This window comes from Spiroplasma endosymbiont of Diplazon laetatorius, assembly GCF_964019625.1.
In the GTDB taxonomy this organism is placed as follows: domain Bacteria; phylum Bacillota_I; class Bacilli_A; order Mycoplasmatales; family Mycoplasmataceae; genus Spiroplasma_A.
Window position 1 is genome coordinate 198,271 of sequence record NZ_OZ026458.1, and the last position, 16,458, is coordinate 214,728.

The 16,458-nt window shown below is 29.0% G+C and carries 13 protein-coding genes; all 13 read left to right on the forward strand.

Features of this window, described 5'->3' with window-relative positions; all coding sequences use genetic code 4:
• Window positions 1-28: 28 nt before the first annotated feature.
• The 13 genes from hpt (at window position 29) to AACL10_RS01010 (ending at window position 16,414) form a co-directional block, all read left to right on the forward strand.
• Window positions 29-598 (forward strand): hypoxanthine phosphoribosyltransferase, encoded by a 570-nt coding sequence (hpt, locus tag AACL10_RS00950; RefSeq protein WP_338985373.1) that lies wholly within the window; start codon window positions 29-31, stop codon window positions 596-598.
• Between the two features lie 74 nt (window positions 599-672).
• Window positions 673-1,641, forward strand: coding sequence for a 6-phosphofructokinase (pfkA, locus tag AACL10_RS00955; protein WP_338985374.1), 969 nt, complete (start codon window positions 673-675; stop codon window positions 1,639-1,641).
• 21 nt (window positions 1,642-1,662) lie between these two features.
• The gene (gene pyk / locus AACL10_RS00960) at window positions 1,663-3,117 is read left to right on the forward strand and encodes a pyruvate kinase (RefSeq protein ID WP_338985375.1); all 1,455 of its coding nucleotides are present in this window, start codon (window positions 1,663-1,665) and stop codon (window positions 3,115-3,117) included.
• A 104-nt stretch (window positions 3,118-3,221) separates the two neighbouring features.
• On the forward strand, window positions 3,222-4,658 hold the full coding sequence (gene pyk / locus AACL10_RS00965; protein ID WP_338985376.1) for a pyruvate kinase: 1,437 nt from the start codon (window positions 3,222-3,224) through the stop codon (window positions 4,656-4,658).
• A gap of 112 nt (window positions 4,659-4,770) precedes the next feature.
• A complete protein-coding gene (gene thrS / locus AACL10_RS00970; RefSeq protein ID WP_338985377.1) occupies window positions 4,771-6,714 on the forward strand; it encodes a threonine--tRNA ligase in 1,944 nt (647 codons plus the stop codon).
• 25 nt (window positions 6,715-6,739) lie between these two features.
• Entirely contained in the window at window positions 6,740-7,828 is a 1,089-nt protein-coding gene (locus AACL10_RS00975; RefSeq protein ID WP_338985378.1) for a formate/nitrite transporter family protein, read from the forward strand.
• Window positions 7,829-8,115: 287 nt separating this feature from the next.
• Window positions 8,116-9,627, forward strand: coding sequence for a hypothetical protein (locus AACL10_RS00980; protein WP_338985379.1), 1,512 nt, complete (start codon window positions 8,116-8,118; stop codon window positions 9,625-9,627).
• 55 nt (window positions 9,628-9,682) lie between these two features.
• On the forward strand, window positions 9,683-11,497 hold the full coding sequence (locus AACL10_RS00985) for an ABC transporter ATP-binding protein (protein WP_338985380.1): 1,815 nt from the start codon (window positions 9,683-9,685) through the stop codon (window positions 11,495-11,497).
• Window positions 11,498-11,506: 9 nt separating this feature from the next.
• A complete protein-coding gene (locus tag AACL10_RS00990; protein ID WP_338985381.1) occupies window positions 11,507-11,824 on the forward strand; it encodes a PTS lactose/cellobiose transporter subunit IIA in 318 nt (105 codons plus the stop codon).
• A 20-nt stretch (window positions 11,825-11,844) separates the two neighbouring features.
• Window positions 11,845-12,801: an ROK family protein gene (locus AACL10_RS00995; protein ID WP_338985382.1), complete on the forward strand. Its 957-nt coding sequence runs from the start codon at window positions 11,845-11,847 to the stop codon at window positions 12,799-12,801.
• Window positions 12,802-12,894: 93 nt separating this feature from the next.
• On the forward strand, window positions 12,895-13,887 hold the full coding sequence (locus AACL10_RS01000) for a hypothetical protein (RefSeq protein WP_338985383.1): 993 nt from the start codon (window positions 12,895-12,897) through the stop codon (window positions 13,885-13,887).
• A gap of 1 nt (window position 13,888) precedes the next feature.
• Window positions 13,889-16,096, forward strand: coding sequence for a PTS transporter subunit EIIC (locus tag AACL10_RS01005; protein ID WP_338985384.1), 2,208 nt, complete (start codon window positions 13,889-13,891; stop codon window positions 16,094-16,096).
• 21 nt (window positions 16,097-16,117) lie between these two features.
• A complete protein-coding gene (locus AACL10_RS01010; protein ID WP_338985385.1) occupies window positions 16,118-16,414 on the forward strand; it encodes a PTS sugar transporter subunit IIB in 297 nt (98 codons plus the stop codon).
• The last annotated feature ends 44 nt before the right edge of the window (window positions 16,415-16,458 follow it).

Sequence of the window (16,458 nt, forward strand, 5' to 3'; positions counted from 1 at the left end):
TTAATTTGTATACAAAGTGGAGGTATCAATGGAAAAACATCCTTTAGTAAAAGAAATTTTATTTTCTAAGGAAGAAATAGACACCAGAACTGCACAATTAGCAGCTGAAATTGATAAGTACTACGAAGGTCAAGATGTTAAGGAAAACACTGTAATCCTTATAGGTCTTTTAAAAGGTTGTGTACCTTTTATGGCAAATTTTATTAAGTATTTTAAACATGAGTGTCAAACAGAATATATGTTTGTTTCATCTTATTTAGGTGGTACAAAAACAACTGGTGAGCCAAAAATTAATTTGGACTTAAACATATCAATTAAAGATAAACACATATTAATAATAGAAGATATTATTGATTCAGGAATAACTTTAGATTATGTTAAAAACTACCTTTCTTTTAAAGGTGCTAAAGAAGTTAAAATAGCAACTCTTTTAGATAAACCTGAAGGAAGAACTGTAAAAATGGATGCAGACTGAAGCGGATTTACAATTAAAAATGAATTCGTAATTGGTTATGGACTGGACTATGATGAAAGATTGAGAAATCTTCCTTATGTTGCAGTTTGTGATGTTGAAAAACTTGATGATTGAAAATGATAATTAATCATCATTTTTTTATTAATTAATTAGATTTTTAAAAAAGTTATATAATCAATACATATGGAGGAAGTTTTATGATTAAAAAAATTGGTGTTTTAACATCAGGTGGTGATGCTCCTGGTATGAACGCAGCTGTTGCTTCAGTTATCAAAACTGCTATTTCAAAAGGCATAGAACCTTATGTAGTTAAAGATGGATACAAAGGTTTAATTAATAATTGAATTGAAAAAGTAGATATTAACTTTGCATCAGATATCATTTCGAAAGGTGGAACAGTAATTGGTTCTGCTAGATTACCTGAATTCAAAGAAGAATCAGTTAGACAAAAAGCTGTAGATAATTTAAAAAATTTAGAAATCGAAGCTTTAGTTGTAATTGGTGGAGATGGAAGTTATCAGGGAGCTGAGAAACTTACAAAAATGGGGATAAACTGTATAGGTCTTCCTGGAACAATTGATAATGATATTGTTTCATCTGACTATACTATTGGTTTTGATACAGCTTTAAACACTGTTATTCAATCTCTAGATCAAATAAGAGACACTATACAATCTCATAATAGATGTATGGTTGTTGAAATAATGGGAAATGGTTGTGGAGATTTAACTTTATATGGTGCTACAGGTAGTGGTGCAGAAGTTTTCTCAACAAAAGAAAGTTTCTTAACAGAAGATCAAATAGTTGAGCAAGTTAAAGAATTACGTAACAAAAACAAAAGAAGTGTTATCGTTGCTGTTGCTGAAAAAAATTATGATGTGAATGAATTGGCCAAAAGAATTGAAAAAGAAACTGGTTATGAAACTAGAGCAACAATTTTAGGCCACATACAAAGAGGTGGTAAACCAACAGGTATGGATAGATATTTAGCAGTTAAAGCTGGTATGTTTGCAGTTGAGCAATTAATTGCAGGAAAAGGTGGATTATATATTGGAATGAGCAACAATGAATTAGTTGCAAGAGATATAGATTCAACTTTAAATATGCCAAAAGTTGATAAAACTGATGAATATGAAAAATTAAGAAATATCAACAAAGCAGTTTAGTAACAATAAGGAGAAAAAATTATGAACAAAGAAATAGAATTTTATGAACCAAGTAAAATAGCAAAAAAAATAAAAAGAACTAAAATAGTAACAACAATCGGACCAAGTACTCATTCAAAAGATGATATAAGAAAATTGTTTGAATCAGGAATGAACGTAGTTAGATTAAACTTCTCACACGGTAAACAAGATGAACAAGCAGAAAAAATTAAATCAGTTATTGAATTAAGAGATGAGTTAGAAAAACCAATCTCAATCATGCTTGATACAAAAGGACCAGAAATTAGAATTGGTAAAGTTTTAGACGGAGCTCAAGAAATTAAAGCTGGTACTGATGTTAGAGTTTATACAAGTCAAGATGAATACTTAAACAGAGAATGTAAAGCAACTGAAATGACAGTTTCATACGATATGAGTATTGATTTAAAACCTGGAGACACTGTTTTAGTGGATGATGGAAAATTAACTTTAAACGTAATAAATGTTGAACCAGGATTAGTAAACTGTAAAGCATTCAATACACATACAGTTAAAACAAACAAAAGAGTTAATTTACCTGGAGTAGATTTCTCATTACCATTCTTAGCGGAAAAAGATATTGAAGATATCAAATTCGGAGCAAAAATGAAAGTTGATTACATTGCAGCATCATTTGTTAACTCAGCAGATAATGTAAATGAAATTAGAGCAATCTTAAAAGAATGTAATGCAGAACATGTTCAAATTATTTCAAAAATTGAATCAAAAATTGGTATTTTCAATATAGATTCAATTATCGAAGCATCAGATGGAATAATGGTAGCTCGTGGAGATCTAGGATTAGAAATCCCTTACTATGAAGTTCCATATTGAGAAAAACAAATGATTAGAAAATGTAGAAAAGCTGGAAAAGTTGTTGTTGTTGCAACACAAATGTTAGAATCAATGACAGACAACCCACAACCTACAAGAGCTGAAGTAACTGACGTTTACTACGCAACTGAATTAGGAGCTGACGCAACTATGTTGAGTGGTGAATCAGCAGCTGGAATTTATCCATTTATTACTACAGAAACAATGGCAACAATAAATAAACGTGCCGAATTAGGATTCTACGGAAAAATATACTATGATAGAGCGTTAGAGGTTGCAAGAAGTTCTTCAACTGGTAAAAGAGCTGAAATTGCTGATGAATTAGCAAACATAACAAGAAATGGTAAATATGAATTTGCATTAGTTCTTTCAAGAACGGGTGAATTACTAAGAACTATTTCAAAATTTAGACCAAACGTTACAATTTTAGGTGTTTGTGAAAAAGAAGAATTATGAACTGGTTTTGGAGCAATGCACTCAATCTTTATGAACAAAGTTGACAGCATAGATAAAGCTTCAGAAGACAACGGAGTTCTTTCTGAAATCGCAAGATCTTGAGGTGCTAAAAAAGGTGAAGAAATTTTAATAGTAAGAAATGAAGATATTAAAGTTTTCACAGTTTAATAAATAACCACAATAAGTGGTTATTTTTTTTTTCTGTAATTATATTTAAGGCAAATTAAATATAAAAATGATATAATTCTCTTGTTATTAACAAGGAGAATTATATGAACAAATTTAACCCAAATGAAAAAATGAAAAGAACCAAAGTTATTACAACTATTGGTCCAAGTGTTCATTCAAAAGAAGCTATCAAAGAATTATTTGATAAAGGAATGACTACAATTCGTTTAAACTTTTCACACGCTGATTTCCAAGAACATGGAGAAAGATTTGAATGAGTTAAAACATTAAGAAAAGAAATTAATAAACCAATTTCAATTTTACTAGACACAAAAGGTCCAGAAATTAGAATTGGTAAAATGAAAGATGGAAAACAAGAAGTAAAAGCTGGTACAGAAGTTACTGTTTATACTAATCCAGAAGATTTCACATCAAGAGAATGTACAGCAACAGAAATGCAAATGTCATATGACATGTCACAAGACGTTAAAGCTGGAGATGTAGTTTTAGTTGATGATGGAAAATTAACAATGCACGTAACAAGTGTTGAAAAATACAAAGTTATGTGTAAAGCATTCAACACTCACTTAGTAAAAACTAACAAAAGAGTTAACTTACCAGGTGTTGAATTTACATTACCATTCTTAGCAGAAAAAGATTACAATGATATTCACTTTGGAATTGAAAACGATATCGATTACATTGCAGCATCATTTGTTAACTCAGCAGATAATGTAAATGAAATTAGAGCAATCTTAAAAGAAAAAAATGCAGAACACATCCAAATTATTTCAAAAATTGAATCACAAGTAGGATGTGACAACATAGATTCAATTATCGCAGCATCAGATGGAATAATGGTAGCTCGTGGAGATCTAGGATTAGAAATCCCTTACTATGATGTACCATACTGAGAAAAACAAATCATTAGAAAATGTAGAGAACAAGGTAAATTAGTTATTGTTGCAACACAAATGTTAGAATCAATGACAGACAACCCACAACCTACAAGAGCTGAAGTAACTGACGTTTACTACGCAACTGAATTAGGAGCTGACGCAACTATGTTAAGTGGTGAATCAGCAAACGGAGATTTCCCATTCATTACTGTTGAAACTATGTCAACAATTAACAAACGTGCAGAAGTTGAATTCTATGAAAAAAACTACTACACAAAACAATTAGAAAAAGCTAAAAACTCAAGTTCAGGAAAAAGAGCTGAAATAGCAAACCAATTAGCTAATACTACATTAGCAGGAAACTACGAATATGCAGTGGTTGTTTCAAGAACTGGTGAATTACTAAGAACTATTTCAAAATTTAGACCAAACGTTACAATCTTAGGTGTTTGTGACAATGAAAAATTATGAACTGGATTTGGAGCAATGCACTCAATCTTTATGAACAAAGTAGATAACTTAGATGCATTCATGGAAGATGAAAAAGCAATCTCAGAAGTTGCTAAATCATGAGGAGCAAAATCAGGTGAAAGAATTTTATTCGTAAGAAACGAAAACATTAAAGAAATCACTGTTGCTTAATAATAAAAAAAACTAAACATTTTATGTTTAGTTTTTTTGTTGCCAATTAACAAAATTAGGTATAATATAAATTGGTATATTTATTATTTTTAATAAAAAGGCGGATACATATATGAAAATAACATTATTGGATGGAAATACACTTAATTTCCAAGATAAAAAGACAGTTCTAGAAATTGCACAAGAAATATCAATTTCATTAGGTAAAAAATGTGTTGGAGCAGTAATAAATGGAAAAGAAGTTGTTCCAAGTAGAGCTACAATAGATAGAGATTGTAAATTAGAAATAATTACAGAAAGACACGATGACTACAACTCTGTAGTTAATTACACTGCTAAAGTTTTAACAAGTTTAGCTATTAAAGAATTGTTCCCAGAAGGTTGTGTATACCCAGAAACTGAAGGTTTTGATAAAACAGAATTCTTTGTTTATTATGATTTTGATGAAAAATTAACATTAGAAGATATTAAAAAAGTTGAAGCTAGAGCAAACCAATATATAACTGAAAAAACAGAATTTCTTTTCCAAGGCCAATCATTCACAGATGAAACTTATGCTGAATTGATGAAAAAAGCTAATGTTAGACCAGAATACATTGACTATATGATAAACGCCAATAAACAAAGATACATAAAATTCCCTGTAGCATCAATGGGTGGGGTTAAGTATTATTCAAGATATGCAACTCTAAATAATACAGGAGATTTATTTAAAATAGAATTAAATGAAATAACTGCTTTCCAAACAGAGGGTGATAAATTCGTTTATAAAATACATGGTTTAACAGCCGTGTCAGAAAAAGCTCTTGAAGAGAAAAAAAGAAAAATTGAAGAAATAAAAGAAAGTGATCACAAGTATATTGCTAAAAACTTAGAAATATATCATTTAGATCCACTTATCGGTCAAGGGTTACCTATTTGATTGCCAAATGGTACAATCTTGAAACAAGAAATTAAAAAATACTTAATGCAAAAAGAGTTTGAATATGACTTTATTCAAATTGAAACTCCAGTAATCGGAACAAGTGAACTTTATAAAACTTCAGGACACTGAGATCATTATCGTGATGATATGTTTGCACCAATGATTCTTCCAAAAGAAGAAATGGTTTTAAAACCAATGAGTTGTCCTCACCATATTTCTGTTTATAAATATAAACAAAGAAGTTATAGAGATTTACCATTAAGATTTGCAGAACACGCTTTACAACATAGATATGAATCTTCAGGAAGTTTAACAGGTCTTGAAAGAGTTAGAGCTATGGAACTAACTGATTCACATATTTTTGTAAGACCAGATCAAGTTAAAGAAGAATTTATAAGATGTTTTAATTTAATAACAGAAGTTTTATCAACTTTTGATATTAAAATTGACTACTTATCTTTATCTCTAAGAGATCCAGAAGATAAAGAAAAATACTTCAATGATGATAAAATGTGAAATCACGCAGAAGCAGAACTTGAAAGTGTATTAAAAGAATTAAATATTGATTATGAAAAAATGATTGGTGAAGCAGCATTTTATGGTCCTAAATTAGATATCCAAGCAAAAACTGCTTTAGGACATGAAATTACAGTTTCAACAATTCAATTAGATTTCTTATTACCTCAAAAATTCGATATAAGCTATATTGGAGAAAATGGAACAACTGAAAGACCTATTATGATTCATAGAGGTTTGGTTGGAACTTATGAAAGATTTATTTCTGTTCTTTTAGAACAAACAAAAGGAGTACTTCCTTTATGATGTACACCTCAACAAGTTGAAATTATACCTGTAAGCATAGAGAAAAAAGAATATGCGCAAAAAGTTAGAGATGAATTAAAATCAAATCTTATTAGATCAAAAGTGGATTTAAGAGATGAAAGATTAAGTTATAAAATCCGTGACGCTCAAGTAAGAAAAATTCCATTTCAATTAGTTCTTGGTGAAAAAGAATCAGAAAATGGAACTGTTACTTATAGAAAATATGGTTCTGAAGAACAAATAACTGTAACTCTTCAAGAGTTTGTCGATATGATAAATAATAAAGTAAAAGAAAAAACATATAATTAAATTTAATTAGGAGATTAAAAAAATTATGAATAAAAACAATAACATCGAAGATGAAATTAAGGCTCTTAAAGAGCAAGACTATGGAGTTTTAGACGCTCAACACTCATTTATGGTTGATGGTGTGTTGGGTGGTTTTAAAGCTGCAATACATAAATTACACTATACATTTATAAAACAAATCTTACTTGGAATAATGAGTGGGGTTATTATTGGTTTTGGATACGTTGCATGTATTATTGCAATGGTATCTTTAAAAGGAACTGGTTTTGAAGCTTTTGGAACAATTCTTTTAGGATTTATTTTCCCTGGATGTATCATAATGATTACATTCCTTGGGGGTGGACTATTTACAAGTCACGTATTTAGTACAATTCCTGTATTTAAAGGTTGTGGAAGTAGAAGGTTATATTTAAAAGGTATCTTTGGGGTTCTTTTAGGTAACTTTGCAGGTACATTTATATTTGTTGCACTATTCTCTGCAGCTGGTGGTTTATGAAGAAATGAAGATTTCTTAACAAAAGTTTATGATATGAGTATTCATAAATTGTATTTAGTTGGTCATGAAATGACTAATGGAGAAAAAATAACAGGTTTTGCAATACTGGCAACAGTTGGTATTGGTATAGCTTCTGGAATTTTATGTAATATGATGGTTTGTTCAACTTTACCATTAGCAAGTACTACTAAAAACTCAGCTGCGGTTATATTGTTAATGATTTTCCCAATTGCTTATTTTGCTATTGGAGGATTCCAACATGGACCTGCAAACACTTTCTTTATGTGAATGTTATTATTCATATTTATTTTTAACCCAGAAATTCACGCTGGATCAGCTAATGCTGAAATTTGACATGTGTTCTTATTTATAGCGATAAGTACTTTGCCAACTTTGATCGGTAACTGATTAGGTGGAGCAATAATACTTCCAGGAACCTTATATTTAATAAATAAAGAATATGCTTCTGTTTTATTTAAAAAAATCAAATTAGAATACTTGGAAGAAAAATCAGGAAGCTTTAAAGAGAGAGCTGAAAAACAAGTTAAAAAATTGAAAAAGAAAATAAAACAAAAACAAGCCGATATTGAAGCGAGAGATGCTGAAAAAAATTCATAATTTATAAATAATAAAAATAACATTTAAATGTGGTTTTTATTATTTTTTTTATATATAATAGGAAAAGATAAATGCACAGGAGTATTTTATGAGATTAATAATCAAGCAAATCAGTAAGGGCAAACGCAAGTAGTTTTCAACTATTGATTTTTTGATTATCAAATACATTAATACTTATCTTTAAAATAAAATAATATATAAATACAAATAATAAAAATATAAACAAACAAAACAAAAGTAATAAAAAATTAAATTATAAAATTAACTAGAATGAGAGAATATTAAAAATGAAAAATGACAATTTAAAAACGAAAAGGAAATTTAAATTTAAAATTCCAACTTCTTTTACAATACTTTTTGCTGTATTGGCAATGATAATGGTGGTTTCTTGAATAATGCATTATGCTGGAGTAGAGACTTCTGGTGGAGAAGCAATAAAGGCTATAGGAATAATTGATTTATTTGTATCTATATTTAAAGGATTTGAAGATAAAGTTGAAATAATTGTATTTGTGCTATCGATTGGTGCATTTATTTATATAGTTATGAAGTCAAAATCACTTGATGCTTTGACTCAAAAAATAGCTTGAAAATTTAAAGACAAAACAATTTGAGCTATTCCAATTATAGTGGTATTTTTAAGTTTTTGTGGATCTGCATATGGAATGGCAGAAGAAGCGTTGGGATTCCATATGATAGTTATCCCATTAATGTTAGTTGCTGGATTTGATGTGTTCACAGCATTAATTACAGTGTTGTTGGGTGGTGGAATTGGTCCGATGTTGGCTACTTTCGATCCCTTCCTAATTTTTACTGCAGCTACTGCAGCAAACGCTGATGATCCAGCGCCAATGGATGGTTTGGCATTCAGGTTATTTGCTTGAGTTCTTGTAACTGCATTTACTTCTGGGTGAATTATGTTTTATGCAAAAGGGGTGAAAAAAAATCTTCAACTATCATATACATTTTCAACTTTAGAAGAAGATAAACAATTCTTTTTAAAAGAACAAGTTAATGAAGTTCCTTTAACCAAAAAAAGAACAGCTATAAGTATTATATTTTTATTTATGTTTTTAATAATGATAGCTTATTTATTCCCTTGAGATGAATTGTTTGACATGAGTGCAATGGAAACTGCAGGTAACTGAGTTAATCAAAATATTTCATTTTTAACTGGGTTAGTTCCTGGTATGGGACATGGTGATATGTATCCTGTAGCTGGATTCTTTTTGATAGGATCTTTAATAGTTACTATTTTAAATTGAGAAAGCGAAGAATCATTTATTGAAGATTTAATGACAGGTTCAAAAGATATGTTAGGTGTTGCATTTATTATTTCGATAGCTGGAGCAATAACATACCTTTTAAAAGAAACTGGTATGCAATCACTTATGCTTGACGGTATTCAAAATTCTAATATAGGTAATATGAACCCATTCTTATTCATAATTATGACTTTCTTATTATTTATTCCTATGTCATTTGCTTTACCATCAACTTCAGGTTTCTCAAGTGCAGTATTCCCGGTTTGAGGACCTTTAGCTAGTTCAATAACTATAGGTTCAACTTCTACAAATATGGTTTCTGGAAGTATTACAGCATTTGCTTATGCTAATGGTATGGCAAATATGGTTTCTCCAGCTTCTGGAATTGTTGTTGGAGCTGCACAAATTGGTAGAACAAGTTATGGTACAATAATGAAAGGTACATGAAAATTCCATTTAAGCTTATTTGCTATAAATATTTCATTACTTTTAATAGGTACTGGTTTAAACTATACTGGTGCTCATATTTTCTAAAAATAAAATTAGAAACAAAACCCTATAAAGGGTTTTGTTTTTTAAGGAGTTAATTATGAAACAGAAGAAATTCAATAGTGACAAAGCCTTTTCTGCTAAAAAGTTTATAGACTCATTTAAAATGATGGGTGAGGGAATCAAAAAGAATCCTTGAACTTTTGCTGGTTATTTATTTTACACAATAATAGATTCTATTTTATATTCTTCAATGACAATAGTTGTTTCTCAAATGACAAAAAATTTAACTAGCCAAGAAGAGTTGGCTAATCAATTTTTATGATTTTCATCTATGAATTGAGTTAGTTGAATGTATGTAGGTTTAGTGTTACTTTTTGCAATTATAGTTTTTGACTACTTAACCAACATTTATGCTGCTTTTTTTGCAAAAAGGGTAGAAATTTATTTAAGAATAAAAGCCTTGAGCAAATTAGTTGAAGTAGATATTAGTTATTACTCAAAAAACCAATTAGGTTTAATAATGTCTAGAGTTATAAATGACAGCCAGGGAGCTGGAGATTCTTTCAATGACTTCTTGCTGAATTTACTTTTCTCTTTTGTTAGTTTAGTCACAATGATAGTGTTTATGTTTACAGTGGATAAAACTCTAACTTTCATTGTTCTTGGTATTTTCCTTTTATTAGTAATTATAATTTGAGTTATATTTGTTTATTATAGAAGAGCAATCATAATATCTGTCGATGTTAAACAATCAATTGATGCAGATATAACAGATCGTTTAATTAACATTAGAGCTATTAAAGCAAATGCTGCAGAAGATAGAGAAACTATAAGAAATAAGAAATTGCATGAGGAATATGATAAAAAACTAAGTAAAGTAATATGATTACAATCACTTTTATCATTCTTTGCTTATACTTTTGCTTGATCATTGCCAATAATAACAATAATAGCAGCTATTGCAATTCATGGTGGAAATACACAAGATACTTCTGAACTCACAAACATATTAGTTGCATTTACTTCTGCTACTAACAATGTTTTATATGCTCTTCTTACACTTCCTATTTGAATGAGGGGTTTAACAAAGCTTTCAAACTGTATCATGAGGTTAAATTATATATATGATTCAAAATCACTTCTAAAATTCATAGATAATCCAGATAAAGTCGGAGATATTGAGAAAATAACTTTTGATAAAGTTACTTTCAATTATCCTGAGTCACCAACTAAGCAAATACTTGCTGAAGTTTCTTTCACATTTGAAAAAAACAAAAGCTACGCTTTTGTTGGAGAAACTGGTGTTGGAAAATCAACTATAGCCAAACTTCTATTAAGATTTTATGATGTAACAACAGGTGAGTTGCTAATAAATAGTAAAAACATTCAAAAAATAGATCATAATGACTATTTAGATAAAGTGGGATATGTTGAACAAGAACCACAAATACTTTATGGAACTGTTATGGATAACTTAAAGTATCCTTGTTTTGATAAAACAGATGAAGAGGCCATAGAAGCTGCTAAAAAAGCAAAAATTCATAATTACATTGAAAAATTACCAAAAGGCTATGATACAATTTTAGGAGAACGAGGTTTTATGTTTAGTGGAGGGCAAAAACAACGTTTAGTAATAGCGCGTCTTTTCTTAAAAGATCCACAATTACTAATTCTCGACGAGGCAACAAGTGCTTTAGACAATGTTGTAGAGAAAGAAATCCAATCTGAATTAGACAAATTAATGATTGGTAGAACCACTGTTATAATCGCTCATAGATTGAGTACGATTAAAAATGTTGACGAAATAATCGTATTAGATAAAAACGGTGTTTCTCAAAAAGGGAGTTTCGAAGATCTTAAAAACAAAGAAGGTCGTTTTAAGAAACTATATACACTAGGTTTAATGAAATAGAGGTAAATTATGAACGAAATTAATTGAGATGAAATATCAATGGAAATGATTTCATGTATAGGTACTTCAAAATCAAATGCTATATTAGCAATAAGAGCTGCTAGAGAAAAAGACTTTGAAAAAGCAAACGAATTACTTCAAGAAGCAGAAGTTGAAATGGCAAAAGCTCATAATCTTCATTTTGATATAGTAGCAAAAGAAGCCAATGGTGAAAAATTAGATTTAAAGTTAATCTTTTTACACGCAGAAGATCAAATGCTTACAACACAAGCAATAATAACTTTGGGTAAAGAGATGATAGAAATGTATAAAATTATTAATAAATAAAATTTGGGAGGATATTATTTATGGCAAAAGCATTCGCAATAGATTTAGGTGCTACTTCAGCGAAGTGTGCATTCTTCGATAACGAAAAGGTTATCAAAACATTCGTATTTGACACAACAAACAAAGAAAGATTATTAGAAAAAATATCAGAACAAACTTTTAAAGTTGCAGCAGAAAACAATATCAATATGGAAGAATTAGACTTTGTTGGTATAGCTGTTTGTGGTATTGTTGATAACACAACAGGAACAGTTGTTTATTCAACAAACTTGGGATGAAAAAATTATCCAACAAGAAACGAATTAGAAACTTTATTTAAAAACAAAAATATAGTTGTTTTAAATGATGCAAAAGCTGCTACATATGGTGAATGAAGTGGTTCTTTAAACAGAGAACCAGAATCAATGGCTTTATTTACTATTGGAACAGGTGTTGGTGGAGGAGCTATTTTCAACAGAAAATTAGTTTTTGGAGACAACACAGGATTACCAAGTGAACCAGGACATGGTGGAGGATTCCAAAGTCAATTCCAATGTGATTGTGGATTAATAGGATGTTTAGATCCTGTTTCATCAGCTACTGGAATTGAGAGAAGATTAAGACAAGTGGGAGCTACTTCTACAGGTCCTTTAGGTAAAGTTTATGCTGAATTAAAAGACAATTTACACATAATTGATATTGCAGATCTTTTCAAAGCAGGAGATCCTGAAATAGTTGAAATATTTAGAGAAAACCTGGAACCTTTAGCAAAATGTATCTCTGTATTAATACACTTCTTTGATTTATCAATGATAGTTATCGGTGGTGGTCCTTCAAATCTAGGAGAACCTTTCTTAGAATTAATTAGAAAAGACTTAGAAAAATATGTTTTACCTGATTTCTACTCAAAAATTAAAATATCAAGTTCTAAACTAGGAGATCTAGTTGGAGCTTGAGGAGTTTACAAATATGGTGTAGACAACATTGTTAATAAATAAAATATAAAGAAAAAAATAAATTATATGATAATTTATTTTTTTTTATTTTTGTAGATTAATTATTATAAAATATATATGAAGGAGATTGTGTGTATGAAGAGATTATTATCATTTATAAGTTCTATATCTTTATTTGGAACTACAGCTTTAACTGCGAGTCAAGTTGTCTCTTGTAATGCAACATGAACCAAAGAGTTTAAAACTATATTAAACAATGATGTTTCAAAATTCACAGGCAAAGACTACTATAATATAAAAAAAGATGTTTGTATAAATGAAACGCAAACAGATTGTGCTGAAGAAGATAAAGTAAATAAATTAATAATTTCAGAGATAAATACAGAAATAACAAATGATAAAGAAGTTTTGAAAGAAATAACAGATGAATCATTAAAAATTTTTGAACAAGCAAGCGAATACTTCGATGCAATTGTTCCTAAATACGATCCAGAAGACGAAGATGGAAATGATTGATATCATTTGGTTACAGATGACGTAGTTGCTTGAGGTAAAAGCTCAACACAATTAGTATATGAACAAGAAAAAGATTTCCTTGATTATTTAGGAGATAACGTAATAAAACCTGAATTTGAGGAAAATGTTGCAAGATTTGCTGTTTTAAGAAATAACTTAAAATACACTGAAGCTTATTATGAATATTTAGCAGAACCAAATGCTATAAATAAAGATGAAGAGTATAAAAATCAAGTTAAAAAAATGAATAACTATTTATCAAATGGTTGATTTGTACCTTTATTTAAAATAGAACATATGGGAAGGGTTGTGAGTCATGGTACTTCTCTTACAAAAATCAAATTTGATCAAAATATTTTAAATTATTTAAGAGTTGCTGAATTAAATGGTGATGATGTATTGGAAAAATATGGAAATTACTGATATTCATCAAAAAATAATGAAGGAATTGAACAAGGTGGTTTTATTGTTTCAGATGATGAACATAATAAAACTAATCAAAATGAAAGAAAAACCATTGCCGCTTCTAAGGTTGCTGAAGAAATTATATTAGAGAAAACAGCAAGAATCTTTGAATATAGATTTGTTATTAATCAAGGGGGTAAAAAGTAGTATGTTAAAATATGAAAAATATCCCGATATTTTTGAATCATATAATTCGATCAAAAATAATAAATCTAAGATTAAAAAAATAAAAGAAGATTTAATAGAAGCTAAAAATGACTTACATAATAGAAAATCTAAATATAAACTTATTAGTGCGACTTTCAATAAAATTAGAAAAGAAAAAGAAAAAGAAGCAACAGCAAATTTTGATTTGGCTTTAGCTGAAGCTAAATATAAAGAAGCTGATATAAATAATCTTTATAAAAATTATCATGAAGAAATTGCTACTTTAAAAAGTGATTATGATAATAAGAAAAATACAAGAATTGAAAAAACCAAATTAGATATTCAAGAAGCCGAACAAAAAGTTAGTGATTTAAAAAATCAACTTAAAGAAACTAAGTCAAAAAGAATAACTGGCAGAGTTGAATTAAAAAAAGCTTGAGCTAAAAAACAATCAGTTATTGAAGCTGAAACTTCTAAACTTAAAGAAGAACTAAATGAACTTACTTTAGAGGTTAAAGAAAATATAGCAAAACATAAAAAAGAATATAAAGAACAAACTAATGAATTAATTGAAAGATGAAAATCTGAACACTTAAGTTTAACTGACATTAGATATATTCTTAGAAAATTAAGAAGAAAAAGAAGAATTAAGCCATTTAAAAATGAAATGGATAAAACAATTTATGAATTATCTTTAAAAATAAATGAATTAAAAATTAACTTTAAAAGAAAAGTTACAATTGAACAAGAAAAAATTAAAGCTAAAAAACTTTTAATTAGATACAACGAAGGTAAGGCTGACCCTATCACTTTAAGAACTTCAGTTGATAAAATTACTTGAGCATCAGGTAAATTATCAAATTGAAAATTTATGGTAGCAATTAAAAATGGTTTCTTCTCATTAATGCCTTTAGTTATTGTTGGAGCTATGTTTATCTTGCTAAACAATATTGTTTTAAGTGCTGCAAATGGTGGTCTTTTCAATATTTTCTACATGTCAGCAGATGGTTTGGCAATATTAGAAAGATTTAAAGCAATTGGAACATTCATTTGAAATGGAACTTATGGTTTCTTTGGATTCCTTTTAGCTGGAGCGATTGCATATCACTTAGCTCCATATTATAAAGTTAACCAATGAGCTGCAGCTATTGTAGGATTTGTATCATTTTTAATTATGAATCCATCATATTATTTAAATCTAAATGTATTTGGTAACTCTGGTATGTTTACTGCTATGGTAATAGGAATTTTATCAACAGTTATTTTTGGTAGGCTTTCAAAAAATGAAAAACTAAAAATTAAAATGCCTGAGTCAGTTCCTGATGGGGTTGCTAAATCATTTAATGTTCTTATTCCTTATGCGATAGTTTGTGTTATTTTTGGTGTAACTGCATTTGCAATTTCTTGAATTGGATCAACAGTTGGAGAAATAACAATTGGAGAGAATAGAGTTACTTTTATTGATATAAACGGATTAATAACTGTAGCTATTCAAAAACCATTAGTTAATGCTGTATCGGGTTTAGGTGGAATGATATCAATTGTTTTCTTATGACAATTATTATGATTCATGGGTATTCATGCAAGTGGTATATTATCACCTATTGTAGAACCTATACAGTTAGATGGTTTAATACAAAACCAGCAAGCTTTAGCTGAGGGTGTACAACCTCAATATGTATTTACAAACCCATTTATGAATAACTTCTTATTTATGGGTGGTACTGGAGGTACTATTGGACTTATTATAGCTATTCTGTTGTTCTCTAAACGTGGAGATTATAGAACAATGGCAAAAGTTACATTAATACCAGCACTATTCTGTATTAATGAACCATTACTATTTGGTTTACCAATAGTTCTAAATCCAATATTATTTATACCATTTGTATTTGGACCTTTATTGGCTGGTATATTTGCTTACTTAGCAACTACAACAGGTATTATGCCTCACTCAAGTGTTGTTGTTCCATGAACAACTCCGCCAATATTGGGTGGAATTCTAACAACCAAGAGTCTAATGGGTGGTGTTGTTGCTGCTGTTAACTTTATAATGTTAATTGGTATTTATTCACCATTTGTAATGCTTGCAAATAAAATCGAACAACGTGAACTTTTAAACAAGTTTGCACAAAATAACAATCAAAATCAACAAAATGTAGTAGAATTAAAAAGTGATTTAATAAATTTAAATACAAAAACTGTTTAATTTACTGGGAGGGAAATAAACATGAAAAAAATACTTTTAGCCTGCAATGCAGGAATGAGTACATCAATTTTAGTTAAAAATATGCAAAACTATGCATTTGAAGAGGATATTGATGTTGAAATTAAAGCAGTTTCAGTTAATGAAGCAAAGCTTAATGGTAAAAACTGAGATATCGTATTATTAGGCCCACAAGTGGCTTATGAAATTGATGAACTTAAAACATATATTGAAGTACCAACTTTTGTGATAGATAAAGATGACTACGCAAAAGCTAGTGGAGAAAAAGTATTACAATTTGCATTAGCAAACTGTAAATAAAAAAATCACTTTAAAAAGTGATTTTTTTATTGTTAAAATTATAT